The organism is Microbulbifer maximicatervae (SeqCode) (assembly GCF_056231245.1).
Window position 1 is genome coordinate 1,353,457 of the sequence record NZ_CP174334.1, and the last position, 26,206, is coordinate 1,379,662.

Below are 26,206 nucleotides of genomic sequence, written 5' to 3' on the forward strand. Positions count from 1 at the left end.
CATGGAAACATTTCAGATTGTAATTTTGGCCCTGATACAGGGGCTGACAGAGTTTCTGCCCATCTCCAGTTCCGCGCACTTGATCTTACCTTCTGAGGTATTGGGTTGGCAGGACCAGGGGCTGGCCTTCGATGTTGCTGTTCATTTTGGCTCTTTACTGGCAGTAGTTTTCTATTTCCGCAAAGATATTTGGGTGCTGATTAGGGATGGTCTAGGAGGATTTACGGATAAACAATTTACCGATGAGGGGCGGCTGGCCTGGTTAATTGTTCTCGCCACTATACCTGTGGGACTGATAGGCCTGGTATTCAAAGGGTTCATAGAAACTTACCTGCGTTCAGCCGGTGTTATCGCTGCTACGACTATTGGCTTTGGTATTTTACTGTGGTGGGCTGATGCAAAGGGGCGCAGGGTCGAATCTCTAGCCCAGTTAAATTGGAAAAAAGCACTTCTGATTGGCTTATCACAGGTGTTGGCCCTAATCCCTGGCACCTCCCGCTCTGGTATCACAATGACTGCTGGTTTGATGCTTGGCATGAAGAGAGAGGCTGCAGCGCGCTTTTCGTTCCTGATGTCTATTCCTGTTATTGCCCTCAGCGCTATTTTGTTAACGATTGAATTACTTGCGCTGGAAAGTGTTCCATGGAATGACTTGCTGCTTGGTACCGTTTTATCTTGTATTAGTGCTTATTTGTGTATTCATTTTTTCCTTCAATTTATTAGCCGCATTGGGATGGCTCCATTCGCGATTTATCGCTTGGTTCTCGGTGTAATACTTATTTGGATGGTATGGGGGTAGAGGAAATGGCAACAGTTGCATTTATTGGCTTGGGGGTGATGGGATATCCCATGGCGGGGCATCTTTCTAATGCTGGCCACATGGTGCGAATTTACAATCGCACTGTTAGCCGTGCGGATCAATGGCTACAAGAATATGATGGAGAGAGCTTTGCAACGCCCGCTGAAGCCGCAAAGGGCGCGGAGGTTGTTTTTGCCTGTGTAGGCAATGACAACGATCTCCGCCAGGTGGTGACAGGAGAGCAGGGGGCATTCACGAGTATGGGTGACGGGGCTTTGTTTGTAGATCATACAACAGCCTCTGCCGATGTTGCTCGGGAATTGGCAGTTGCAGCTGGCGAAAAGGGAATCGGTTTTCTGGATGCCCCTGTCTCTGGAGGCCAGGCCGGCGCTGAGAATGGTGCTTTAACGGTTATGTTTGGGGGCGATAAGGCAGACTTTGATAAAGTGCAACCTCTTATCGACTGTTATGCGCGGGCGAGTAACCTGATGGGGCCAGTAGGTAGCGGCCAGCTGTGTAAAATGGTCAATCAAATTTGTATCGCGGGTGTCGTTCAGGGGCTTGCTGAAGGTTTACATTTTGCCAAGGCAGCTGGCCTCGATGGAGAGCAGGTTGTCAATGTGATATCCAAGGGGGCGGCACAGAGCTGGCAAATGGAAAACCGCTCAAAAACTATGTTAGCTGGCGAGTATGACCACGGTTTTGCTGTGGACTGGATGCGTAAGGATTTGGCTATAGTCCTTCAAGAGGCACAACATAACGGAGCTTTACTGCCCGTAACTGCCCTGGTAGACCAGTTTTATAGTGAGGTACAAGCTATTGGTGGTGCTCGTTGGGATACTTCCAGCTTGTTTGCACGATTAATGAATGTGCGCTCTTTCGATTAACCCCTCCGATCAATAGCTACCGGGGTTAAGTTTGATCCCGGTGCCGCTTCTTCTTGTTACTATTTAATGAAAGTTTTATTACTCTCCGCTTATGATGCGGACAGTCACAAGCGATGGCGTAAAGGGCTGGTAGCGGCATTTTCTGATTGGCAATGGACCGTACTAACCTTACCACCGCGATACTTTAGCTGGCGAATTCGCGGTAATAGCCTTTCCTGGGGCCGTGGGGAAACTGCGCAAATATTGAAGCAGCGTTGGGACCTTATTGTTACAACCTCAATGACCGATCTAAGTGCCTTGTGCGGTTTAGTTCCTGAAATCGTTAGGGTGCCTACAGTTGTATATTTTCATGAGAATCAATTTGCTTACCCAGTGAGCTCTGATGCGTTTCGATCGGTAGAACCCCAGTTGTTGAATATTTACACGGCCTTGTCCGGTGATCTGGTCTTGTTCAACTCTGAATACAACCGCAGTACCTTGTTAGGAGGAGTAAAGAAATTACTCAAGCGCTTTCCTGATTGTGTTCCTCCCGGAATTTGTGAGGAGATTGAGGAAAAGTCGCGAGTTCTTCCTGTGCCAATAGAAGACATCGTTTTTGATAGTGCGAAAACTGAAGAGGCCTTTTCCTGGAGCTCCTGCGCAGAGAGCATTTATGGGGGCGAGATAGGTCAAGATACTTTGATTATCAGTTGGGCGGCCCGTTGGGAATATGACAAAGGCGCGGACCGATTGCTGGATATCCTTCGGGGCTTGAAAGCCAGAAATGTTAAGTTTCTTGTTAATCTAATGGGGCAGTCATTTCGTAATAGCCCTGCTGAGTTTGCTCAAATACAAGAAGAGTTTGCCGACCATTTATTGGTACTCGGGTATCTCGAAAGCGCTAAAGACTATCGTCAAGTACTGCGACATAGCCATATATTCCTTTCTACGGCTTACCATGAATTCCAGGGGCTGGCGGTGATGGAAGCAGCTATTCTCGGTGCGACTCCACTGGTGCCAGATGAACAGTGCTACCCAGAGTTCTATTCCGAGAACTTCTGTTATTCAGACTGTAATGATGCAGTAAAAAAGCTGGAATCAATGTTTTTGTCAATTCTATCGGGTTCAAAATTAAAAAAAGTTGATTTAAGTAATTTCTCAGGGAAAGTGATTTGGGCAGAATATAGGAAGCAGTTATTAAATCTGGTTCAGAGTTAGGCCGGCTACTATAGAAGGCGGGTTTATAAAGGCTCCCAAAGTTATTGGTGAGTAAAAGCAGCGCCCTGAAAATTTTTAATCAGGGCCTGTTAAGCGAAATCCTAGCTAATTGGATACATGATCTATTGCTTTCAATAGCCCTTTATCTGGGATGTTACTGGGAAGAATACAAGAAGGAATATCTGAATGGCCAAGATTTTTACCATAAAGTAAGTTGCAAGCCATAATCTTGTGGCCCTCAGTTGTAGGGTGTACCGGGTCTCCAGTTGGGACAATATTTTCTTGGTCTGCTAAGAAAATATTTTTGGTATTGGAGGCCTCTGATAGTGACTTCCTGATTTTTTGATTATAAAAGTCCGTACAGTAATTTTTCGGATCTTGTCCGTCTAAATCACTTCGGCGAGGGATAGTTGAAATTACGAATGCAATTTTCTCTGTTGGAATATCTATGCTCTCAAAGTAATTTTGTATTCTATCTGTTATTGATATGCCTTGAATATTATTGGGTGATGATATTATCTTACTAACGACCATATTTAGCTTCTGGGCGGATTCACTATTTTCTTCTATAGGAAGGCTACAATCAATCGCATTATTCATGCTAAGGAAGGTGATGTCGTTAGTCCCGAGCTGTATAGGTATGACAACGCTATCCTCAGAGGTTATATCCCGCGTTAAATTGCAGGCTTGATTAGTGAGCCAGCCAGAACTAGTTTCGCCCTCCATGCACATTTCGCTGAGAAATTGATTGAAGTTCTTGATGGAATTGAGGCAGTTGGTGAAATTGTAGCCTGGGGTGATTTGATGGCCTATCGGATCAAGATAGCAAAGTAAATCGCTGGTTGTAGCTCCAGGTATCCCAGAGTGCCAGTAATTCTTGGTCTGTTGAGACATATCATCAGGGCCTGTTGGTCCAGTGATAGTGCCAATCGTTTCTAGTTGTTTTCCATTGTATTTTAGAATTAGCTGCTCACTGGTAGATTCTTGATCTATAGGAAAGATTGAGTTGCCATCGGCCGCTTTGGCAAGATAGCCCCAGATCTGGCTACGAAATCCGTTTGAATTATAAGGGAGTGTTGTCATGCCGTAAGTAATCGAATCACCAATAAACCATAGCTTAATACTGCTATTATCTGAATGTTCATTGGGCTGATTGGGGGGCTGACTAGGTTGTGAAGGTTCAGTTGTGAGTGTACCCGTGCAGTTGCCAATTATAATTGGTGGGATGTTTTCTCCAGAGTAATCTGCATTAAACCCAAAAGCCTGGGCCTCTCCTGGCGGAATAGATGATTCACTAGTAACAGTTATTGTCCCGTTACTTTCTGCGATTTGTGCATTCCAGAAGTGTGTGATTGATTGGTTACCTTGCCAGTTCCACTGTAGCTGCCATTTATCAAGAGAAGTCTTTCCTTTATTATAAATAACCACATTTGCCATAAAACCATTCCCCCAATCGTTTTGAACTGTATATTCCACATTACACTGGCCTGAAGGTTCACCGGGTTCTTCCGGTACAGTAGGGGGAGTGTCAGGTTTGGGCTGTGGTGGTGGGGTTTTCGATGATTCAAACCATTTTAAGGCATAGGCTCGAAATTCACTTTCTGACGGAAGGGAGGAGTTTTCCATATAATAGTTATCTAAGAATGCTCTCGCATCCTTATAGTACTCTTGGTGAGTCTTATAAATCTCCTTTTTATTACCATCCTTGTCAATCAGCCAGTAGCCAGTGAATTCACTGATCCAGCTATCATATTCATTGTCATACATTTGCCAGTACAAAATAAATGGAGCACCCCACTGGAGCGCCGTTTTTATTACATTGCGTGATAGCAAATCCTGGGCTTCGCCAGAGCGGGCTCCCCAATCCTTAAACCAGGACTCTCCGTAACCATATTCGCCAATGAAAACCCGCTTTTCAAATGGCAGCCCAGATTTTTTGGGAAGATTTGAGTTGATAAATTCTAGAGCTGAAGTCAACTCACTATGTAGAGTGGCAAAATCTGAATGCTTTTCTTTGGTAGTGAGATCGTAAGCTGAATAAGACACTAAATCTACATTAGTATGGGGAAGTACGGCATTGGTTATCCGTTCTTTGCCCTGTATTGCAGATTCAACCCTATTGACCTCAATATAGTGATATAAGTTAACGTCAGAGTGGGTGATATTTGCTTTGGCATCGTCAATGGCTTTTTGTCGAATATTGATCCAGTCAATTAGACCCTGTAAACGCTTAGGAGGGATAGTTTCCTGACTGTCATCTCTAGTACCATCAGTTTTTTGAACCAGGTTCCAATCGCCTTCCCAATGCCCGATCATGAATGTCTTACCGGAGCCGTTATATTCAGTTAGTAAATATTCAGCCAACGAATAAATTTTGTCATATTGCCAGTTTAGCTCTTCTTCACTCATTCCTTTGTTATCCATCCAGGAACCTGAGTCCTCAACCCAAAACATGTAGATGGAGAAATCCATTTCCAAGACTTGCTGAAATTCTGGTATTTCTTTCAGTATTCGCTTGAATTGATAGTCGAGTCCAGAGTTACTTAGCTCGCTATATAGGCTCGGAGAAAGGGCAATCTTGAGTAAGTTAGAGCCCATTGAGTAAATGGCTTCAGCACTTTCAACAAGTGATCCCTTATCTGTAAATGTATACCTAGGGTTTATCGTTTGAGTGCCTAAAATTAAATTGTATTGTGAAAGGGGGTCTAGCAGGTCTTGTGAAGGTGGGGTCGGATCTGGTTTATTGATGGTGTTGTTGCAACTAGCGTTAATATGAGTAGGCGTCTTTTCACCACCCGAGTAGCGAATATTAAAACCAAAAGATTGGGCTTGGCCAACGGGTACTCTTACATAGCCTTGTTTTCCAACTACAGAGATCAGGTTTTCATCCTGGGCTGAAGTAGCATTCCATATATGTGTGACTTCTTGGTCTGAGGGCCATTGCCATGAAAGTTCCCAGTCACTTATTGGCTCGGTACCTGTATTACGTACAACCACTGAAGCCATATATCCGTCTTCCCATTCGCTCTGTATCGTCATTTGTACATCGCACTTTTGACCGGCCAGGGATGGTAGGGATAAGAAGGTCAATATGGAAAAAACTGAGAGGGGGAGAAGTTTAGCGTGCATTATTTATGTATCTATATGGATTACTGCAGAGTAATCAGATATTGATAGCTACATAAAGTTCACATATTTATAGTCAGGGGCGTCAAATGCTAAAAGGGCCGATTATCAATGTTATCCAACTTCCACCTTATTTCCTGTCAAGACAACTTTGAATGTTAAGTACAGATGTTTGCCTAATTAATTGTTAATTTAATTGTTTTTGTGAACAAGAGGTCAATCTATAGAATATAATTGGAAACTGGTTGAGTGCTAATTTTGAATAACGAAAGTTTTTTACATTTCCTCTCTAAACGCAATTCAAATCCCCTAATCTATCCTTTCTTTACAGTCATTTTTAGATTGTGCTTGCTTAAATTGTAAATATTTAGGTTTGCTGTAGTTCAGAAAATCTTCGTATATTTAAAACTATTTTACTTTCGACTCTAAATTAACGGATTTATGGCGGGCAATTACTCTGTGGGTGCTACCAAATACAGCCAGTTAGGGTATTCTGAACATGCGTACTAGAGCTGTACTCTCAGTTTTAGTGTGCTGACAGCAGGGAGGTTATGGCTACTATGAGTATTTTTAAAATAATAAAGCCGCTTTTCAGGATGAGATAATAAAAGCCAAGATTACATTGGCTAACTATCTAGAGAGTCGCGTCCGAGTTGATCGGAAGTGGCTTATTCAGGTATCAACTTTCAACGAAAAGGATACGCCTTCACTTCTGTGAACTGGCGAATGTACTCCTGCGTGTATAGATTCTGGAGAAAAAATGAAAAAAATAATTAATGGTTACGTCATTGCTTTAATAGTATTTATTGGAGCTTCTTCCACTGTTAAAGCATCTGACTGGCGTGTTGGTGTTGGTAAGTATGATATAACTGGCCCGGCAGCAGATGTTGGAATGGTAGGATATGGAGAAACGGGGCAGACAACCAAGGGAATTCATACCCGTTTATGGTCCCGCGCATTCATAATTTCTGATAGCTCTGAAAATGAGCGTTTGGTATTCGTATCAGCAGATCTGCAAGGTATTCCGCAGGGCGTGAAGCAGGGTGTCGTTGATAAATTAAAAAATCTCTATGGTAATAGTAAGTACACCGAAAAGAATGTGATGCTGACTGCTACACATACCCATGTAGGTCCTGGCGGGTATGATCATTATGTCATGTTGAATATGAGTGCTCTCGGTTATGCGGAAGATAACTATGACGCTATTGTTGATGGTATTTTTCAGTCAATCGTTGAAGCAGATAGTGGACTAACTCCAGGTGATATCTTTATTGAGCAGGGGATACTACTCGATACCAGTATCAATCGAAACCCAGACCCTTATTCAGAAAATACTGATGCAAGCGACTATCAATACGATACCAATAAAACCATGACCCAACTCAAGTTGGTTGATGCCAACAACAAAGCACTGGGAGTTATTAATTGGTTTGCAGTACACAATGTCTCTTTAGGGACAGGGCAGCGGCAACTTAGCGGGGATAATAAGGGGGCGGCGAGTCAGTTGCTGGAGTCTTGGGCTGCCGAGCAGGGTGCTGCAAGTCAATTTACTGCGGCATTTGCCAATAGTAATTTAGGTGATGCGTCTCCGAATATTTGTGGCCCTAGGGATGGATGCGGAAATTCTGAGTATGAAAGTTTACTTTTATCTGCTGAAAAGCAAGTTGCAAAAGCTCAGTCTCTTTACCAATCAGCTACTGTGAAACTTGAAGGTGGATTAGATTATCGACATCAACATATCTATTTCCCTGGCTATACTGTAGCAGGTGAATTTACCGGTGAGGGGCAAATAGATATTTGTGAAGGTGCTGTTGGCTGGTCATTTACTGCAGGATCAAGTTGGGACGGTCCCAGCAATATTGATGGTATTTTTGAGGGAATGTCTGTTGAAAATGAGGGGGTGGATTGGGATAGAGATGTGGGACTATTCGAATCAGCGATTAATGGTTATCCACTTTTTGGCCTGATGAGTGCATTTTCTGCAGCCGCTGTATATGAGGATACTCAGGATGACCCCTGCCAGTACCCCAAACCTACATTTGTACAGCGTGAGGTAATAGGCCAAGCACTTTATACCCCTTACCTACCTTTCCAAATGTTTCGCATAGGCTCACTTGCTTTGGTCGCCGCGCCGGGTGAAATGACGACTATGGCAGGCCGACGTCTTGAAGCAGAAGTCTTGTCAGCTTTTGAAGGAAGCGGTGTAAACACTGTGGTGATTGCCGGTTTGGCAAATGCCTATTCCGGTTACATAACTACCCCTGAAGAGTTTGATAGGCAGCACTATGAGGGAGCACATACCATATACGGCCCCAATACCCTTGCAGCCTATAGACAGATTTATACCGAAATGACACATGCTATGGTCAATGGCGTAGATATTGCTGCAGGGCCTACTCCGAAAGATCTGTCTGATGACCAAATCATTAATGTAATTGGGGTTGTTTATGATGACAAACGCCTGTGGGAGTCTTTTGGTCAAGTCTGGGATGATGTAGGTACCAGCTACAGTGCTGGCGATACTGTATCTGTCACTTTCCGTTCTGGCCATCCCCGTAATGACCTGAAGACTGAGAGTACGTTCATTGAGGTACAGCGTAAAGTTAATGGTAGTTGGGAAACTTATCTTACCGATGATGATTTGGATACACGCTTTATTTGGACGCGAGATACAGCTATTGATTGTATGGCCTGTTCTTTTGCTGAAGGACAGTGGATCATTGGAGAGGATACGCCATCAGGCACTTACCGAATAAAGCACTTTGGTAACTGGAAGAGTGGTTGGACTGGAAAGATTTCCAGCTATTCAGGTAAGTCGAGTAGCTTTACTGTTAGCAATTAGTGCTCATTACAGATCGGTTGGATAATCCAGCCGATCTATTATGTCTATACCCATAACAGACGTACCTTTATATATAAATATTCGACTGCTGAATCGTTATCAATTTTGTATTATATTATTTGAGCGAATACTATAATTTACGCTGACAATTTAATGGGACTCAAGTGCTCTCTTTGAGATTAGTTTACCATCCATAACTTTAAACTATATTTAATGTCGCTAAATGGTACTTTTTTGTCAGAATATGCCGCCATATATCGCTTGACTGTGATTTTCTTTCTTTGACCCTAGTCAAATTTAATTGCACTATATGCAGTGTACTCTCCTGTAATCGTTTTTTCCTATCGCAACAATACAAATTAAGTTAGCTTTCACCTAATTTCTAGTTACTCCGAAAGATGGTGGTATGTTAGGTATCCTGGAGGATTGGCTTAGTAGCTATTAGATAGGGATTATAACTATTTCGTTTAGATCATTTGAAAAGTCTTTAGATGTGGATGAATTATGGTTTTCCTATTGGTATAGCTTTTGATGTTGCTATTTTGACTTTTAATATTTTGCTTGTGATAGTGAAGACTTGAATGTGAATCGAGAGCTTATTGTTCCCGGCTTTGAAACACGCACTACTAAACTTCACACTCATTGTCAAAATTTTGGACGTAGAAACTGTTCTTGGTTCAGCCGATTTTTTAAAACCGATGTAAGAAGGCTGAAATATATTTCTTTGTCCTTTGAAAGAAAAATCGTCCCAGTAGAAATGATTATGTCGAAGTTGAGCACCTAGTTTAGGTGCTTTGAATGGATTCGTTTTTTGATGACCGCAGAATAGTCGGTCAGCGGTTGATAGGATTTAACTTTTGATACAGCTCTATATCGAAAACTCTCAGGGCTCTCGTTATGCGGTGCGGCCTGGATGGATATGCCAGACGGGTCCCTCTAGAAAGATTGATGCTGCTGAATTATTGAGGATGTTCGATACTAACACTCTTCAGTTAGTGTATGACCAGTACCTTGGCTTATACACAACCTTTGCGCCAGATATAGACCCTGAGCAAGAGCGTCCCCCATCTCAATCGCGATTAAGTAATGTGCCTGGCTATCTTAATGAGCGGGATAAAGCCATTTATCGGGCATTGGCTCAGAATCAACTGATTATTGAAGAGGCCCCATTGCCATATTCGGCATTGGGGGATCTACAAACAGAGTTGGTTGCTAAGATTCGTATGGGCTTGCAGAAAATTATTACGCAGGAAGTTGCAGATAAGGCTTTTATTAGCCAGCAAACTGATTGGAGTTGGGTGAAGCGTGTAACAACTGCAAAAAAGAAAGTAAAAGAAACTGACAGCTCTGTGTGGCGCTTATCGATTTGGTCAAAGAGTGCTGTTGATGTTGAGAAGATAGTAAGTCCAGCACGTCAATCATTTGAGTTTAGCTCTGCGGCAATCAATTATGTCTTATATGAAGAAACTCCAGAAGAAGAAGCTGATGAATGTGTAACCTCCCTGTATCGAGGTGTGATTGATGTACTAGGCTTTAATCCCAGTTCTGTTTCAAAAAAGCAGCTCCGCTTGAGTTTCAACATAGCCGAGGTTATTTATAGTGACCCAACTCTTCGGGGAGCAGTTTTTCATTTTGCCCAGGACTACATTAAAACACAACATAGCTTGCAGCACACAAACTTAACTGCAAGTGGTACTTTTGAGATCATTTTGACTATAGCACTTGCGGCATTGACTGAGGGAGATGTAGCTATAACATCCTTAACTAAGAATAAGCGCTTAGTGAATGCTTTTCGTAATATTGGCGATTTAATGTTTGATTTTGCCAGGACAAAAAAGCAAAGGAAAATACTTGCTAAAAATTCAGGATATCCGACAGTAGGCAAAAGCACTGCTGTATCCGGAAAGAAAACCCCCAAAATAGCTGCACCCCGAAAAAATAGTCGAAATTTAGTGCAAGTCAAAGTGGGTAACGAGCTGCGAGAAAATAAAAGGGGTAGTGAACAAGCTTTCACAGTGCCCCATGATGTAAAGTCTGAATTTTATAAGATAAATTGTGTCAGGGATTATTCATATGATACTGATAACCACATTAGCGAAGTAGGTGAAAATTATAACTCCGATATATGTCAGAGCGATAATGTTACTGGTGAAGTAACTAGGTCTGTAAATCTAAAAACTGGAGAGGTTCAGTTTACTTTAGAAGATTTTGTATTGGAGGGGTCACTACCCTTATCGGTAACTCGTACCTATCGCAGTAGTAATTCAAGAAATTTCGGATTGGGTTGTGGCTGGACTCATACATTTAGCGAGCGCTTGGTTTGGCGTCCAGGCAAACCCATACTCTTCTTTGATTCTGAAGGTAGAATAATTAGCTTGCCAGCTCCCGGAAATAGCTCGCGCAGTCATAATATTTATGAGAGATTAACTCTCACGCGAGTAAACGATGAGCATTGGATCATTACGACATATGGAATTTCCAATGGAGTACAAAGACATTTTAAAGCTACTGGTGAAACTGGTGCGTTAAAGCTCGCTGAGATTCGGGATGATAACGATAACTTTTATTTATTCAACTACTCAGGGGATTATTTAAGATCGGTCGAGAGTAGTTCCGGTGAAATTTTATACATTAGCTCGCTTGATGAATCTCCTGAAAGTCACCTTATAAATACTTTGACAAAAGAAAATAATTCGGGAAGTTCTGAGGTAGTAGCTCAATATGTCTTTGATAGTGAAAATAATCTGACTGAAGCTGTAGACAGTGTTGGCAATAATGAAAAGTATGTTTATCACAAAGGCCTTATTAAACAAAGAACTTTAAAAACTGGTTATAGTTTCTATTTTCAGTGGGATGCTGAGGGTAGTTCAGCTCATTGTATACGGCAGTGGGGGGACCCTATTGACGAAAAAGCTGCTTACAGTTATCAATTTATCTGGGAGGAAAGTGGTCACGGAGCAACGATGTGTGACACGAGAGGCGGGCGGCAACGTTTTCACTTCAATAATCGCGGATTACTCACGTTCCATCAAGATGCTGAAGGTGGAGAAACGTGGTATGAATACAGCGAGCTAGGTCACGTTACAAAGGTACGGCTACCCAGTACTGATGGGACTATACGTGAGGAGTTATTCCGATATGACAATCAGGGTCGCTTGACCGAGAAGATAGATGTGGCCGGTAATAATTATCAAATTGAATATAACAATGAAGGTCTCGCCACAAAGTATACTGATCCATCAGATAGCAGTTGGCAGTATAGTTACAACAAAAAAAGACAGCTGGTGCTAGCTGAAGACCCGCTCGGCAACCAAGTGAAATATGACTATACCTCTGCTGGCATGATTAATTCTATTAGTGACTCATTAGGTAATGTTACGAGTTATCTGTGGGGAAGCAGCAATAAGCTATTAAGAATAAGTTGCCCCTTCGGACGATCTATTGATTGTAGATATGATGTTGATATTCGCACGGAATTGTTAACGCCTGCTGAGACGAAAGAGGCTTCTTGCAAGAATGAGGATCAGGGTCGGATCAATGTTAAGGTTGCTCAAAAAGATACAGATATTCAGTGCAGGTTTAACCAGCATGGATTAGTTTCAGAAATATTAGATAAGGATGGGAATTATACGCGTTATTCTTATAACGCACTCCATCAAATAAAGAGCAAGACTAGTTCCAGTGGCAGTCAATTAGAATATCATTATGATGGAGAGGGCAATTTAATTTGCCTTATAAATGAAAAGGGTGAGTGTTATCGGCTGAAATATGATCTCAATAACCGATTAATAGAAGAGGAGGATTTCTATGGTCGTGTTACCCACTATGCATATAATGTCGCTGGCCACTTAGTAAATTCTACGGAAGTAATTGCTTCTCAATCAGGCATTGGTACCGATATCTACTTTGAACGTGATTTGCTGGGCCAGTTAATAAAAGAAACTACGCTAGAGGGCGTTAATAGCTTTAGATATAATTGCCTAGGGCAACTGATCGAAGCTAAAAATAATTACTGTAGTCTGAAGTGGGAATATGATGCTAGTGGTCGTATTGTAGCGGAATGGCAAGATGATGGTAAGCTCAGTTATAAGTATGATATTTTAGGTAATCTTACGGCAACTTCACTACCCAGAAAAGAAGATGTTAAATTTATCTTTGATCATTCTGTGGAATCTGAGAATTCACCCTTCTCCTCAGTAAATGGAAATTTCAATTCTTTGTTGATAAAAACAACCGAAGGGTTGAAACCTCTGGACAATTATGATCCTCAGGTTTATGTGCAAGGCTTTATTGTCAGTAAGTTTGAAAGGCCAATTGATACAGTTACAAATATTTTGAATTTATTGCCGAATAGTAGCTGTTCACTTGCCAGAGTTAATTATTCCGGCAAGGTTAATAAAAATATCTTTAATGTTCATAACTTTTGTAAGAGTGATTCAGATCAGTTTCTTGCCTTCTTAATTTATGACCCCGCTGATAGTCTCCTAGGTAAGCTTAACTCGACGAGTAAGCTTGATAGTCAGATTCCTGGCAAAGAAGTTATTGAGAATAGAATCGTTGATAATGGCAATATATCCCGTGGTTATACCTCTTCTACAGGTCGTGTTGAAGAAGTTGGAGGGGAGGGGGCACAGAGGATTCGATACCATTATAATTGTCAGCAAAAGTTGATAAAAATAGAAAATCTAAAAGTAGAAAAAGGTGTAGAGAAATTTCAGGATGTGATTCGGTATCAATACGACCCCTTGGGGCGATGTGTAAGAAAAGAAAATTATGATGGTTGTGTCAGATTCTTTTGGTCTGGTGATACGCTTATTCAACAGCTTAAGAATGACGATCAAAGTAAATGAAGTATTATTTCGTAAAGGCTTATAAGTTGTCTGTGATATAGGGGGTTAACTCGAAAGCTTGAATACGTTAATTTGCGTAAGTTTTTACAGCAGTATTGCATTTTGAGATAAATCATATTCAGTGCTTCTTTACATGAAGACAAGTTGCTGTCCTTTTTAACTTATATAAGTCTATGCGGGTTAAATTGCTAGATAGGGCTTTCGGCAACATAAAGGGCAATAGCTTTAGTGTGTTATTTTCCATAAATAATGAAAACTCACTTTCTGAAGTCTTGGCTATCCTGCCAAGGTTGTCGGTAGTCATTGCTTATCCGCCCTGGAAGTAGCAGATTACCATGCGTAGCCTGAAACCTATCTATATTTAATAACCCTCGAAAGTCCCAGCTATGGGGCTCAGCACCCAACCGACTGTAACAATATGTTAGAGAGCTTACTAAGCCTGGGGGTATTTGAGTCGATAAATTATTTAAATTTCTATGAGATTATCAATATTTTGATGCTCATATGAACGAATAAGTAAGTGGTACGGCGGTACACTTCTTGCGGGCTTTTAGGTCGTTATACGATAGAGCGAAGGCTTTAGGCGATAAATGTGAGTTTCTTTTGTTTCTTGCCTTGAATCAATTCATATTAGCTGAGATGAATAGGACTTTAGATATTTACAGCTCCTTTTACTAGGAATGATTATCTTTTTCCTTTAATGGCGTTAGGTCTTTGAAGTGGCTCTTCTGTTGATGTGGCTGGGTAGTGTTTCTTTGTTGTAATTATTGGCCGCAATCAAAGTTTATTTGGCAGGATGCAGGGCTGTTTCATATACGACTATATATTCCGAAAAAAAATATCGTTATTACTTTACAGAATAGAAAAAGCTGGTACCTTAGGGTCAGGATTGCTTAATTATACAGGATTAACAGTTTGTGATGTTGGTTCTGAAGGTGCCTTATTAAATAGCATTTTTATGTATATGGATGATGAGAGTATGGCTGATGGATAGTGTGTTTGCCTGTAGTCTCTAATTGGGGTAAGAATCATCGTGTGATCAATTCTCACTATTGGGTAGTAGCCACCTGGTATATTACTCGGATCAAGTGAAGAATTAACTTATTAGTAGTGTTTCCAGTTAATCTGGATTTTATTTAGGTTTTATTAAGCTTCCGCTATGGCGTTTTTTCACCTTCCTCTGAGGTGGTTGGGCTACCCAAGATAGTATTCCTGAAGTTTCTTTTAATAAGTTAGTAATCCGCACAGTGATTTTTGAGTTTGGTATATAGTTTTACGCTTATTCTGCAATTTAAAATGAACTGTAAAAAGAAAGTATCTATCGTATTTTACCCTGGGGCACACTCATTAGATGTAATGGGGCCCGCAGAAGTGTTTTCGCTGGCAAATCAGCAGCTAAAGGATAGGGGTTTTAGTTGTGATGATCAGTATGAGGTCGAATTCTTAGCCGAAGATGGAGATACCAAGGAAATCTCATCAGGTTTAAGGATATGCTCAGATAGATGTTTTACTGATTCAAGAGGAATTCATACTCTCCTTGTGAGTGGTAATCTTAATGCTGCTGATGATTTGAATATCAGTGAATGTTTGAGTAGATGGCTTTCTCTTCAGTCTGGTTTAGTTAAGCGTATAGGCTCTATTGGCAATGGAGCTCTGATTCTCGCAAAAGTAGGTTTGCTAAATGGTCGGCGTGCCACTACCCATTGGAGATATATTGATCAGCTGAAGAGATTCCCAGAAGTGGATGTCGATTCAGAATCTGTATTTGTCAAAGATGATCATATATATACTTCTGCAGGTGTTAGTGCGGGGGTTGATATGGCTTTGGCAATGGTAGAGGATGATTTTGGTCGTGGTATTGCTTTAGCTGTTGCTCAATTAATGGTCTTATATCTCAAGAGAGATGGAGATCATAAACAAAGTAGCACTTATCTTATGAGCCAGTTAAAGAGTGATCGTTTTTTAGAGCTGGTGCAATGGATTCATAGTAATTTGGATAAAACTTTATGCGTTAATAGTCTCGCGGAAAAGACATCTATGAGCCCGAGAAACTTTGCTCGCTGCTTTACTCGGGATATGGGAGTAACTCCAGGTCGATTCGTTGAGAAAATTCGCATTGAAAAGGTTTGCCAGCTTTTAGCAACTCAAGCGTTAACTCAGGAGCGTATAGCTACTATCTGTGGTTTTAAGTCTCAAGAGCAGCTTAGAAGGGCATTTCGCCGAAATAAGGGTATGTTGCCGAGGGAATACCGTCGAAAGTCGTCGTGAGATAATTTATGGGACAGTCTATTCGGTAGGGCTGTCTCATTTTCATAAAAGATATTTTTATCCTTGATGTAAATATAAATAACATTTTCTGTTAGAGATTTTTGTTCTTCTTACCTAATTCTTGCTTGTCTTTCCTTTTGTAGATGCCTCCACTAGATTTACATCTGGGAAAAAATCTTTTAGCTGGCTTTTTATTCTTACTCGATAATTTACACAGCTTGATTCTCTCCATTATATAACCTTGCTAGGGTTGATTGAGTCGCTCCCATGAATAGGAATTAATTTGTTGTGTTAACTAGAAGCTCCAATTTTCACCGGTAGACTGCGAGCTTCTCGGTCTCTATTAGGACCAGGCCGGTAGCAATTGGTAAGTGATATAGCATAAAATCATATCCCGATATATATAGGTGTGGTGAAAAAATAGTGATAGATTTGCGGCTAAATAAAATTAGACCCATGAACGGAAGCCCTTTAGTGGTGTAGATATTCTGGGAATCTAATATTGTTGGTGCGTTGTGGGAGTCGCGATCATACCCTTCGCAATATTAAATTTCTGAAAAATTTATAATGTACCCTTAATTATGGTGGATATATTGAAAGTTAGATGCCTTAGAAATGGGAAAAGCAGGTGCTGCAGCGAGAAGTATAGTTAGAATTTAATCTAAGATTTCTGGCCTGACAATTTCCGACATCTAATCTTCAGTATTAATTGACATATAATTAGCTACTCAGTCTAAGCTTTTCTATAAAAGATTGCCTGAGAGAATTTTTTGGACATCAAAAACAATCTTTCAAGGTGTGCAGTAGCGATTGCCATTTAGTATGCCTCTCAGCTTGCAGATATACTTACTTTACCTATTAATGGATATGCTTTTAAGGGATACAAATTATTAGCTCTAGCCTTATTAGTTGCACTCGCTTATGAACCAAATCTCCTCTTGGGCATTTCTGCGCTTGGAATAGCCTATGTCAATAAAGCTGATAGATCTGATTACCCTGGACTACCGGAAGTTGATATATAGTGGCCTAAATAGCTTAAGACCGCCCATATAGAGTGGCGGTTCGATGTATAGGATGGAGAGGTAAGATGGACTATCAATCTTCTAAAAGCCCGGTACTTAATCTGTGGGGGCGACTTGGCGGCTCGGCATTGGGCCGCTGGCTGGTGTCTAAATTAGTGGCACTTAAGGCACCGTATTTTCGTTCAATCAAGCCGCGTTTCCTGGAATTATCACCGGGTAAAGTGGAGGTTTTACTGAATAAGCGTTGGAGCGTGACAAATCATATCGGTACTGTACATGCTATCGCTATGTGTAACGCCGCTGAATTAGCTGGCGGTGTTTGTTTGGATGTGTCTTTGGATCGACGCTTTCGCTGGATACCAGTAGGGATGGAAGTCAAGTACTTAAAGATGGCGAAGACTAATCTACGAGCCGTTTGTGAGTATCCAGGGTTTAAAACCATTGAGGCTGGCGATGTTGTTATGCCTGTGAGCGTTATTGATACTAATGGAGAGGAAGTATTTCATGCCGATATTACCATGCGTGTATCAGAGCGCCCCAACGCGAAGTAGTAGAGTTGTCATTTGAGGTCAACTCTTGGTGTATTTTCAAGGGGAATTGCCTTACTTTGAGCTTGAATATGGAGAAGAGTATGCAGGCTGGGAGGGGATGAAGTGTGCTCTACTCATAAATCTCGTAGAATATTTCTTTGTTCAGTCTTGATGTATTTGGAGGGTTTATGAGATTGGCTTGGCAGATAGAAAAGTCGACATGCCTCTTTGGTGGTGAAAATAAAACTGCTACGGAGCATGAGTTACACCGATCGGAAAGTACTGCCTTGGCGAATGATGATATTTATCAGGACCTTTCCGAGGTATTACAGCTCGCAATTTCCAAGCTTGATGAAAATGTAAGTGATACTTCTCTGTACTTCCTGATTAGTTGGGAGTCTGTATCTGCTTCTATGACGGTATCTGTAGTTGATGATAGCCGAAGCAATGACTCTAAAGTAGTTGTGCACTGTCACTTTGCTGGACTGGCTTCCCAATATGATGCTGAGCCGAAGAGGCAGGAAGCTTTGGTTAAATGGTCGGATGAACTTAGGTTTTGGTGTAAAGAGTATCTATCTACTGATCAAGGTTTTTCACAGTTTTCTCTGGTTGCATTGTTCGCGACAGGCTCCAGAGCTACTGCTGTGATTCTTTAAAATGTAGCTGAAAACGATGCTTATATAGTGTGAACAACTAGGGCGGGGAGGCGAGGCTTAAAATGCCCTCCCTGTACAAATAACATAGGAAATGGAGATTTCTATGAATGTTTACTATTTGTGTATTGGGCTCTTAGCGGCATTATCCTTTCTGCTCGGCGCCTTGGTTACTGTTGGGCGCGGTAAGTATGAGGTTTTAGTTGGGCATTCCTTCGACCCCGATAATACCCTACACAAATGGGTAAGGGCCCATGCAAATACAGCAGAATATGCTCCCCTCTTGATGGTACTTATTTACTTAGTGAGCTTAGGGCAGTCTTCTACCTGGGTTTGGTGGTTTGTTATTCTGCTGACCGCCTGTCGATTTCTTTTTGTTGCAGGCATCTTATTTCCCTCCACTATGGCAAAGCCTAACCCAATGCGCTTCTTGGGTGCCGTAGGCACTTATATCTTTGGATTGGGGCTTTGCTTGGCACTGGTGCAGCAAGCCCTGAGGTTTTGAGTTGGTTGCAAGCGCTTTCAAACCTTATATTGGTTGGTGCTTAAACTGATCAAAATCGATTGGTCTATCGATAGCTTTTAACTTTTTGCCAGCCGGCAAAAACTGTTTACGATCCTGGCTGTATAAAAAACAACCTAACAAGTTTCCCTGCAGGGTGGTTGACCGAATGCGACGCTTGTCGCACACTAGCCCTGACTGTCACACGGGAAGATAAAATGAAAAAGGTAAAACCGTCCCCATCAGAACTTGCGCTGTTGAAAGCCCTTTGGAGGCGAGAACCGCTGAGTGCCAGAGAGTTACATGATCGGGTAGGACCTGAATTGGGTTGGTCATACTCCTCTACTCGAAAGACACTAGATCGGATGCGGGATAAGTCGTTTGTGGCTCAATCTGAGATCCATGGAATCCATGTTTATAGCCCTGCGATTGAGAAGGTGGAAACTCTGGCGTCATATGCAAAAGATTTCGCTGAAAGAGTATTAGAGCTTGATGGTCCCCTTCCTGTGTCGATGTTTGCCGGCAGTAAGTTAATGAGTGATAAAGATATCGAGGAGCTTCAGGCAGTACTCGATTCCTGGCCTGACTCTGAGCCGGTCAGCAAGGATGGTGAATAGGCTATGGCCGAGATAGTCTCTACAGTTCTACCATTTGCACTGGATTTTCTAGCTACTTCTTTCTTCTCAATATTGTGGGCGGGGTTGGTTTTCATTGTTATTTGGCTGGCAACAGCTAGAAATAAAGACAGCTTTAATGCGATATACCATTGGCGAAGTTTCTGGTTGTGTGCAATGGTTGCTGCCGGTTCCCCATTTTTTCTTGCGCAATTGAGCGATCAGTTAACGTTGGGTATTGCTCCGGATCTGAATTTTGAATTACCGCCAGCTTATGAGGTTACCTCTATACCACCAATTAACGTAGTTCTGCATGAGTATGTATCTACCTCTTTGAGTTCTGTTGAATTACTGGCTTTTCTTTGGTTGCTTATATATCTGTGCGGGGTGTTTTTTACCTTATCTAAAGTGGTAGTAAGTCAGTTTTTCTATGGCAAGAAATTGCGTTTAATAGCAAATAATAAGCTTTCTATTGGTAAATTTGACCAGTTTTTTACTTCATCTCAAAGTGATTTTCTAATCAGAAGTAAAACTCAGGTGTTTATAACACACTCAACGATTACACCATTTGTGATGCAGCTATTCAGTCGTAAATTGGTGCTTCCCTCCTATATTTTATCAATGAATGAAACGGAGCGTCATCTAATCATTGAGCATGAAATTATGCACTTGAAAAGGCTTGACCCCTTGTTGATTCTGATTGTGCATATATTTACTTGCATCCTATGGTTCAATCCCTTCTTAGGTTGGATGAAGTCTCGATTCAGCTGGGCGATAGAGTTGGGGTGCGATCGCGAAGTTCTAAAGTCATGTAAGCGAGAATTATACCGTGTTTATGCACAAGCAATGATTGACACTCTTCGACGGAACTCTTCACAAAGAACAAGTGACTGGGTTGTAGCTTTCTCTTTCTCTGGTGGTAGGAGTCAGGCTCCTTTTTTCCGACGCAGACTTTTGAATATTATGGAAGCCTCAAGGGCGGGGGCTAATAATGGCGAGTTAGGTGTCTATTTACGCGCTATGTTGTTCTGCAGTTTTTCAACCATTTTAATACTCGGAGGGCTACTGTTAAAACCGGGATTAACAATGGCTTCAGTGGAGATTACCAAATTGACAGTCCCGGTTGAGAGTGCCCGTATTAGTAGCCCTTTTGGTGATTTCAGTAAAATTCGCAAAAAAACCCATGAAGGTACTGACTTTGCGGCACCGATTGGCACTCCGGTGGTTTCAGCTGAAAGTGGTGTTGTAATAGTCTCTACTGATGATTATAAGCATAAAAATTATGGGAAAATCATAATTATTGATCATGGTAATAATACGAAAACTCTGTACTCCCATTTAAATGAGCGGGAAGTTGAGGCAGGGCAGTCAGTACGTGCCGGCCAGGCGATAGGAACTGTGGGTATATCAGGGCGTGTAACAGGGCCACATCTTCACTTTGAACTTATCAAAGAAGGCAAGCGAATCAACCCAGACACTTTGCTTGCGAAGTAAGGGGGGAGTGTGATTTATTACTTAAGAAAAGTAGGGTTACCCGTGAGGCGATTAACTATTTTCTTTCTGATCGATATCTGGAGGATGGCTTTGTTGCTGGTTCTTTTATCGATTCAATTACTGGCGATAGCAGGGCCGTTATTGGAAAACCATTCCAATGTTAAATCGGTACAATATGATTTATCTTTTACAATGCCCCTACTCAATGATCTATCCTTGGTACATCAAGATGAAGGGATGCAGCGTAGGGAGGTGGCCCCTCCATATAGAGTTGAGGAAGAATATCTAGAGCGCACAAAAAAAGTTCAACTAGCTAAAAACCAAGGGGTTTTATCACTATTGGTGGATAGTGGAGTCGATCGTGCAGAAGCGTATAAAATAATTCAGGCTTTATCGGAACATGTCAATGTCAGTATCCTACCAGTTGGTAAGGAATTTAACTTAACAATAGATACCACTGGAAAGCTTAATAAGCTTACCTTGGTTGTTGGCTTTGCAGAGAGTTTGGAGTTGGTTAGACATGGAGACAATTATAGAACTAATCAATTTGAATCTCCTGTCGATGCCAGGAAATACTATGTTAAAGGTGAAATTTCGGGCAGTTTATACCAAAGTGGAAAAGAGTCTGGCCTATCTAATTCTGTACTCACAAAACTAAATGAAATATTTAGTTATTCCGTAGATTTTCAACGGCAGATTCGAGCAGGTGATCAATTCTCTGTTTTCTATGATACCTTGTTCAATAGCCAAACTGGAAAGGAAAAACTAAATAGAATTTTATTTGCTGAGCTTATTCTTAGTGGAGAAAAGATAAGTTTATATCGGTTTTCTACTGAGGGACCTCAGGGGGTGGATTATTTTTACCCTGATGGCCAAGGCTCTAGAGGGTTTCTAATGCGTACTCCGTTAGAGAATGCAAGGTTGTCATCTTATTTTGGGCGTCGCAAGCACCCAGTCCTAGGGTATACCCGAGTACATAAAGGTTTGGACTTTGGAGCCCCTTTGGGCACGCCGATATTGGCTGCAGGTGATGGTATTATTGAGCGAGCTTCTTATTTTGGTAGTTTCGGCAACTATATTCGTATTCGCCATGGCTCCGGGATAAAGACTATTTATGCGCACCTTAAGGGGTACGCGAAAGGAATTAGTAAAGGGGGAAGAGTAAAACAGGGGCAGGTAATCGGTTACCTTGGCGCTACAGGTCGTGTGCAGGGGCGTCACTTGCACTATGAGATTCATAAAAATGGTACGGCTGTTGATCCATTAAGGCTTGACCTCCCTATTAGTAAGGGGCTGGTAGGAGATTCTTTAAATCAATTTTCTCAACAGGTTCAAAAGATTCAAGATGAATTGATAAAGTACGCTCAACCAAATCAGTTTGATTCATAATTAAGCTTTTCTTTATCTTTTTTATTTCTCTCTCACCTTATTATATTCAGGGTTTAACTGAATTACATTTTGTTGGTAGCGAATTTTTTCTTAAAGCAATATTGAGTATAAAATTAAACTAGGTTAAATATGATTAGAGCTATTCTGCTGATAGCCATTCTGGTGCTGTCTAATTCACTAATTGCAGAGCCCCTCATTACCAAGGTTTCTGAATCTTTTGAGTTAAGTGGATCTAAAATATACACAGTTGACTCTGATATTCTCAAACGCAAATACGACTTATATGTGAAGTTACCATCAGGTTACTCGAACGATGACAATAAAAATAAGACCTACCCGATAATTTACCTTAATGATGGGCCTCATACATTTAAGGTTGCCTCGGGTGTTACACACTTTAAGGATATGGATAAAGCCATCGTAGTTGCTATTTCATTCGCTCACGGAGAAAACGGGCAGTATAGTCGAGTTCGAGATCTCACGCCCGTAGTCGATAGTGGGTGGAAGCGTTATACAACTGGTGGAGCCAGTAAGTACTTACAGTTTATTGAAAAAGAAGTAATGCCCTTTATTGAGGGGAGTTTTAGGGGGGATCCCACACGTAGGATTCTTTCAGGTCATTCATTGGGTGGATCTTTTGGTGCTTGGGTATTACTTACCAATCCACAGTTGTTTTCCACTTATATCCTGACAAGTCCTTCTCTTTGGTTTAAGGATGAAATGATCTTTGATTTGGAGAATAAATATGCAAGCCATAACAACACACTGCCTGTAAACGTCTATATTGCCACTGGCGCTTTGGAGACAATACAAAAGAGCCACATGCGTAATGATATGGTAGATGGGCATAAGAGATTTCTTGCTAAATTACAGTCGCGTAATTATCGTGGATTAAAGCTTAGTGGAGAGGTGGTGAGCGGTACGGACCACTATTCCACTTTCCCGGTGGGGTTGGCAAAAGGTTTAAGGTGGGTATATCAGGATTTGTGGGCAATATAATAATTCTCGCGGTAAAAGAAGAGCTATAGCTGCCCGCGACAAATGGTAGATCTGTTGTGCTATTGGAATTATGCGCGTTTGCCACTTTGTCCGGTCATTACTGCCGCGCCAATCATATGGGCTAAACGTAGAGCTTCAGGGACATACCCAGTGTCAGTGGTTTGCTCTAACACCTGGGCGGCAATCCCCGGTTCACATCCCTGCACTTGAAAATGGAAGTTATTGTAGTTATGGATACTCCCAGCTTTCATCAGGGTCTCTTTACGCAGTAGATAGTCAGGAAAATTTTGCAGCGCTTTATCAATGGCTTGAATGTCTGGTGGTTTTCGCATTAACGCGATACAAGGGCGCTGTAAGATATCGGCCAGCTTGGGCAGATCAATAATATTGAAACCACCCACTGCTACTCCATCGGTCAATACGACATTTACCTGGCTGTAGAATTTACTTTCTTTCAGCAGTGTGGCAAGAGTTTCTGTAGCTTCCATCCCATCTTTGCTTACCTGCCCCCAAAGCATTCCCTCAAAGCGAGTTTTGGTGCAGATAATACCGCTTACTTTTACCGGCGCGCCCCTTCGTTTTTCAAAAGGGGCGTCATCAAAACCGATAACTCGGATCTGCTTCCTTAATCGTAATAATTCTGCCAGAGGCTTCATTATTTCTTGTTGCCCTGAAGAAATAAGTAGGGAAATAACTTTAGTTTTTCCTCATGGCTTAATGATTCCATACGACGGATATTATTTTCTGGAATACTCTCTGGATCTGGATATAGATCAATCATTTTTTCCAGGTTCTCTTCTCTCAGCAGGTGTAAGATAGGATAGGGTGCGCGATTAGTTAGGTTTTCCGCATCGGCGGCTGCAGTGCCAGCAAATTGATAATCTGGGTGGAAGCTGGCTAATTGATAGGTTCCTACATAGTCGTTGCGTTCCAGTAACCACTCTGCTAAATCCAGGAACTGGTTGTAGTCGCTGAATTTCCCTAGGTGATTAGGGATAATCAATAAGGTGGTAAGCAATTCAGATTCCGAAGTGGTATCGAGCCGACGTAATTCCGACAATAGATCACTGAGTAGCGCCTCGTCTCCTGTGGCAGGACTCACCTTGAGTCGAATTTGCCCTGCACGCAGAGGTTTGCGTGCGAAAGGGCAGAGGTTGAGACCGACAACCACATCAGTAAGCCATTGTTCTACCGCCTGAGTAACAGCTTTTTCCATTTGACTGCTTACCACATAAGATCATCGGGGATCTGAAAGTCTGCATAGGGATCATCTTCATCTACCACTGCTGAACTTTCAGCAGGCCTGATTACGATATCGCTATTGCGCTCCGCAATTTTCTCGGCAATAACCCGTGGAACCAACTCAAATTGTTCTCCCTGGACAACAATCATCAGGCGCCCCGCAATCAAGTGATCCCTTAATTCTTCGCTGACATAGATGGTTTTGATTTTTTTGTCGAAAGTGAAGTTATAAGTAATTTCACCAGAATAAGGTTGGCGATTTTTTTCCACCAATTGCTTGATTTGCGCGGCAATAGCTTTCTGCTGTGCAGCCGCATCGCGCTCAGCATTGAGGGCGCGATCACGAGCGGCTTTCTCTGCTTGAGCCTTTTGTGCTGCTAGCTTTGTTTCATCAATCTGGGGTTGTGAAGACTTCTTCGCAACTTTCTGTTGCTTCCGTTTATCTTTGCTGATTTGTTTGGCTTTCTTTTTATCGACAAGTCCTGCTTGGAGTAGTTGGTCTTGCAATGAGGCCATAGTCTCTTCCCCGTGAAAGTCTAAAGTTTCGGCAGCCTTTACAGGTATGCCTGATCAAATTTTCACCAACCATATGGGTTGATAGTTTGTGAGGGTATTTTACCTGAAGATGGTCCAACTACCGCTAAAGATTTTTATGGTGTCCAAGGCTTACCGGAGGTAGCAGTTGCGATGATTTCATCGGGTTCCTTGCCGTCACTCAGCATTTGAGCGCCCCCTGGAATTACCAGGGCTGAGCCAGTAGCAATAGCCACCCGCTTGCCACTGGGAGTATCAATGTTGCAAGAGGATACTCTCAGCTGCCGGCCGCGGTGGAGTACCTGCGCCTCCAGAATCAAGTCGCCACTGTTGAGCTTGGCTGGGCGAGCAAAGCGGATATGCATGTCCAGAGTAGCGAATATAGATCCTGCAGGCAGTGTGGAGTAGACCGCGCCTCCCATGGTGAAATCTGCGGCCCATGCCAAAAGTCCACCATATATAGAAAGGGTCCCATTGGAGAACCAGGGAGAGGAGGGCATAGTCGAGATACAGCGACCATTTTCAACCTCTATTGCGCGGTAACCTGTGAGCATCCAGATAGGGTGAGTTCGCCCCTCACTAATCGTGGTTCTCTGCAGTTCGATAGGGACTTGCTCCGGTAAGTGTGCCATGTCGCAAAAGAACGTTTTTGGAGGAGGGCGAAGATAAGGGTCAGGTGTATCTGTTGGTCCTAGGTCGGGAATTGGAAGCTCCTGATCTGGGTTGACTGGAAAGTCGGCAATAAGGCAGCGAGTGCTACCGAAAGCGAGGGTTCTCCCCTCCTGATCGTTAATCTGAATACTTGAGAGCCCCACCTGGTTGCCTGAATGAACGGTCGTAGCTCTACCAACAATATTTTGTGTACTGCTAGTGATGGGTCGAATAAAGCACATATTTAATTCTGATGTGCTCAAGACTTTACCAGCTGGCAAGGTTGTCCATATTGCGGAGGCCAAGGGGGCGTCTGCAAACATCGCATAGATACCCCCCCAATAGATCCCGGTCCCATCAGCTAGCCACGGCGTAATAGGCATAGAATAGGTGGCCTTACCAAGGCCGGCCTCGGTGGGAGTCATACCCGTTAGTCGCCAAAAAGGGGGCCCGGGTAAGCTGCCGCGAATGTAACGTTTAAAGGTGTCGAGACCAGGTTGCTGCAACGCCCTGAGGTCACAGATGGCACCACGATGGACTTCGTCGGTGATATTGGTCATCCCCCAGCCTCCAGTTGCTTCTAGGACAAGGGTAATGTGAGGGTTTG

The 26,206-nt window shown here is 42.3% G+C and carries 18 protein-coding genes; 13 read left to right on the forward strand and 5 right to left on the reverse strand.

What is annotated here, in order from left to right:
* The first annotated feature begins 1 nt into the window (after position 1).
* From ACJJIS_RS05945 to ACJJIS_RS05955, 3 genes are all read left to right on the forward strand, one after another.
* The gene (locus ACJJIS_RS05945) at positions 2 to 799 is read left to right on the forward strand and encodes an undecaprenyl-diphosphate phosphatase (RefSeq protein WP_475709698.1); all 798 of its coding nucleotides are present in this window, start codon (positions 2 to 4) and stop codon (positions 797 to 799) included.
* Between the two features lie 5 nt (positions 800 to 804).
* Positions 805 to 1,686, forward strand: a complete 882-nt coding sequence (locus ACJJIS_RS05950; RefSeq protein ID WP_444917770.1) for an NAD(P)-dependent oxidoreductase — start codon at positions 805 to 807, stop codon at positions 1,684 to 1,686.
* 66 nt (positions 1,687 to 1,752) lie between these two features.
* Positions 1,753 to 2,883 carry a tRNA-queuosine alpha-mannosyltransferase domain-containing protein gene (locus ACJJIS_RS05955; RefSeq protein ID WP_475709699.1) on the forward strand — a complete coding sequence of 377 codons (1,131 nt, stop codon included), beginning with the start codon at positions 1,753 to 1,755 and terminating at the stop codon, positions 2,881 to 2,883.
* Positions 2,884 to 2,988: 105 nt separating this feature from the next.
* Here the strand turns inward: ACJJIS_RS05955 and ACJJIS_RS05960 are convergent, their stop codons facing one another.
* Positions 2,989 to 6,012 (reverse strand): cellulose binding domain-containing protein, encoded by a 3,024-nt coding sequence (locus ACJJIS_RS05960; protein WP_475709700.1) that lies wholly within the window; start codon positions 6,010 to 6,012, stop codon positions 2,989 to 2,991.
* Positions 6,013 to 6,769: 757 nt separating this feature from the next.
* On the opposite strand from ACJJIS_RS05960, the gene ACJJIS_RS05965 reads away from it, so the two are divergent.
* From ACJJIS_RS05965 to ACJJIS_RS06010, 10 genes are all read left to right on the forward strand, one after another.
* On the forward strand, positions 6,770 to 8,851 hold the full coding sequence (locus ACJJIS_RS05965) for a neutral/alkaline ceramidase (protein WP_444907707.1): 2,082 nt from the start codon (positions 6,770 to 6,772) through the stop codon (positions 8,849 to 8,851).
* An 857-nt stretch (positions 8,852 to 9,708) separates the two neighbouring features.
* The gene (locus ACJJIS_RS05970; RefSeq protein ID WP_475709701.1) at positions 9,709 to 13,701 is read left to right on the forward strand and encodes a DUF6531 domain-containing protein; all 3,993 of its coding nucleotides are present in this window, start codon (positions 9,709 to 9,711) and stop codon (positions 13,699 to 13,701) included.
* A gap of 1,296 nt (positions 13,702 to 14,997) precedes the next feature.
* Positions 14,998 to 15,969: a GlxA family transcriptional regulator gene (locus tag ACJJIS_RS05975; RefSeq protein ID WP_444907709.1), complete on the forward strand. Its 972-nt coding sequence runs from the start codon at positions 14,998 to 15,000 to the stop codon at positions 15,967 to 15,969.
* Positions 15,970 to 17,056: 1,087 nt separating this feature from the next.
* A complete protein-coding gene (locus tag ACJJIS_RS05980) occupies positions 17,057 to 17,542 on the forward strand; it encodes a hotdog fold domain-containing protein (RefSeq protein WP_413662726.1) in 486 nt (161 codons plus the stop codon).
* A 167-nt stretch (positions 17,543 to 17,709) separates the two neighbouring features.
* On the forward strand, positions 17,710 to 18,177 hold the full coding sequence (locus ACJJIS_RS05985) for a hypothetical protein (RefSeq protein WP_444907710.1): 468 nt from the start codon (positions 17,710 to 17,712) through the stop codon (positions 18,175 to 18,177).
* Between the two features lie 103 nt (positions 18,178 to 18,280).
* Entirely contained in the window at positions 18,281 to 18,679 is a 399-nt protein-coding gene (locus ACJJIS_RS05990; RefSeq protein ID WP_444907711.1) for an MAPEG family protein, read from the forward strand.
* A 215-nt stretch (positions 18,680 to 18,894) separates the two neighbouring features.
* Positions 18,895 to 19,293, forward strand: a complete 399-nt coding sequence (locus tag ACJJIS_RS05995; protein WP_444907712.1) for a BlaI/MecI/CopY family transcriptional regulator — start codon at positions 18,895 to 18,897, stop codon at positions 19,291 to 19,293.
* 3 nt (positions 19,294 to 19,296) lie between these two features.
* On the forward strand, positions 19,297 to 20,784 hold the full coding sequence (locus ACJJIS_RS06000; RefSeq protein ID WP_444907713.1) for a M56 family metallopeptidase: 1,488 nt from the start codon (positions 19,297 to 19,299) through the stop codon (positions 20,782 to 20,784).
* Between the two features lie 90 nt (positions 20,785 to 20,874).
* The gene (locus ACJJIS_RS06005) at positions 20,875 to 22,173 is read left to right on the forward strand and encodes a M23 family metallopeptidase (RefSeq protein ID WP_444907714.1); all 1,299 of its coding nucleotides are present in this window, start codon (positions 20,875 to 20,877) and stop codon (positions 22,171 to 22,173) included.
* Positions 22,174 to 22,302: 129 nt separating this feature from the next.
* Positions 22,303 to 23,172: an alpha/beta hydrolase gene (locus ACJJIS_RS06010; RefSeq protein WP_413662720.1), complete on the forward strand. Its 870-nt coding sequence runs from the start codon at positions 22,303 to 22,305 to the stop codon at positions 23,170 to 23,172.
* 68 nt (positions 23,173 to 23,240) lie between these two features.
* Here the strand turns inward: ACJJIS_RS06010 and ACJJIS_RS06015 are convergent, their stop codons facing one another.
* The 4 genes from ACJJIS_RS06015 to ACJJIS_RS06030 form a co-directional block, all read right to left on the reverse strand.
* Positions 23,241 to 23,828 carry an endonuclease dU gene (locus ACJJIS_RS06015; protein ID WP_413662719.1) on the reverse strand — a complete coding sequence of 196 codons (588 nt, stop codon included), beginning with the start codon at positions 23,826 to 23,828 and terminating at the stop codon, positions 23,241 to 23,243.
* Positions 23,828 to 24,388 (reverse strand): DUF1415 domain-containing protein, encoded by a 561-nt coding sequence (locus tag ACJJIS_RS06020; RefSeq protein WP_413662718.1) that lies wholly within the window; start codon positions 24,386 to 24,388, stop codon positions 23,828 to 23,830. The genes ACJJIS_RS06015 and ACJJIS_RS06020 overlap by 1 nt, the downstream gene beginning before the upstream one ends.
* A gap of 8 nt (positions 24,389 to 24,396) precedes the next feature.
* Positions 24,397 to 24,930 carry a DUF2058 domain-containing protein gene (locus ACJJIS_RS06025; protein WP_413662717.1) on the reverse strand — a complete coding sequence of 178 codons (534 nt, stop codon included), beginning with the start codon at positions 24,928 to 24,930 and terminating at the stop codon, positions 24,397 to 24,399.
* A 134-nt stretch (positions 24,931 to 25,064) separates the two neighbouring features.
* Positions 25,065 to 26,159 (reverse strand): PaaI family thioesterase, encoded by a 1,095-nt coding sequence (locus ACJJIS_RS06030; RefSeq protein ID WP_413662716.1) that lies wholly within the window; start codon positions 26,157 to 26,159, stop codon positions 25,065 to 25,067.
* Positions 26,160 to 26,206: the final 47 nt, after the last annotated feature.

Excerpts from the sequence above, each read along its gene's own strand:
- ACJJIS_RS05945 (WP_475709698.1), top strand. The coding sequence starts at position 2 with ATGGAAACATTTCAGATTGTAATTTTGGCCCTGATACAGGGGCTGACA.
- ACJJIS_RS05950 (WP_444917770.1), top strand. The coding sequence starts at position 805 with ATGGCAACAGTTGCATTTATTGGCTTGGGGGTGATGGGATATCCCATG.
- ACJJIS_RS05955 (WP_475709699.1), top strand. The coding sequence starts at position 1,753 with ATGAAAGTTTTATTACTCTCCGCTTATGATGCGGACAGTCACAAGCGA.
- ACJJIS_RS05960 (WP_475709700.1), bottom strand. The coding sequence starts at position 6,012 with ATGCACGCTAAACTTCTCCCCCTCTCAGTTTTTTCCATATTGACCTTC.
- ACJJIS_RS05965 (WP_444907707.1), top strand. The coding sequence starts at position 6,770 with ATGAAAAAAATAATTAATGGTTACGTCATTGCTTTAATAGTATTTATT.
- ACJJIS_RS05975 (WP_444907709.1), top strand. The coding sequence starts at position 14,998 with ATGAACTGTAAAAAGAAAGTATCTATCGTATTTTACCCTGGGGCACAC.
- ACJJIS_RS05980 (WP_413662726.1), top strand. The coding sequence starts at position 17,057 with ATGGACTATCAATCTTCTAAAAGCCCGGTACTTAATCTGTGGGGGCGA.
- ACJJIS_RS05985 (WP_444907710.1), top strand. The coding sequence starts at position 17,710 with ATGAGATTGGCTTGGCAGATAGAAAAGTCGACATGCCTCTTTGGTGGT.
- ACJJIS_RS05990 (WP_444907711.1), top strand. The coding sequence starts at position 18,281 with ATGAATGTTTACTATTTGTGTATTGGGCTCTTAGCGGCATTATCCTTT.
- ACJJIS_RS05995 (WP_444907712.1), top strand. The coding sequence starts at position 18,895 with ATGAAAAAGGTAAAACCGTCCCCATCAGAACTTGCGCTGTTGAAAGCC.
- ACJJIS_RS06000 (WP_444907713.1), top strand. The coding sequence starts at position 19,297 with ATGGCCGAGATAGTCTCTACAGTTCTACCATTTGCACTGGATTTTCTA.
- ACJJIS_RS06010 (WP_413662720.1), top strand. The coding sequence starts at position 22,303 with ATGATTAGAGCTATTCTGCTGATAGCCATTCTGGTGCTGTCTAATTCA.
- ACJJIS_RS06015 (WP_413662719.1), bottom strand. The coding sequence starts at position 23,828 with ATGAAGCCTCTGGCAGAATTATTACGATTAAGGAAGCAGATCCGAGTT.
- ACJJIS_RS06020 (WP_413662718.1), bottom strand. The coding sequence starts at position 24,388 with ATGGAAAAAGCTGTTACTCAGGCGGTAGAACAATGGCTTACTGATGTG.
- ACJJIS_RS06025 (WP_413662717.1), bottom strand. The coding sequence starts at position 24,930 with ATGGCCTCATTGCAAGACCAACTACTCCAAGCAGGACTTGTCGATAAA.
- ACJJIS_RS06030 (WP_413662716.1), bottom strand. The coding sequence starts at position 26,159 with ATGACCAATATCACCGACGAAGTCCATCGTGGTGCCATCTGTGACCTC.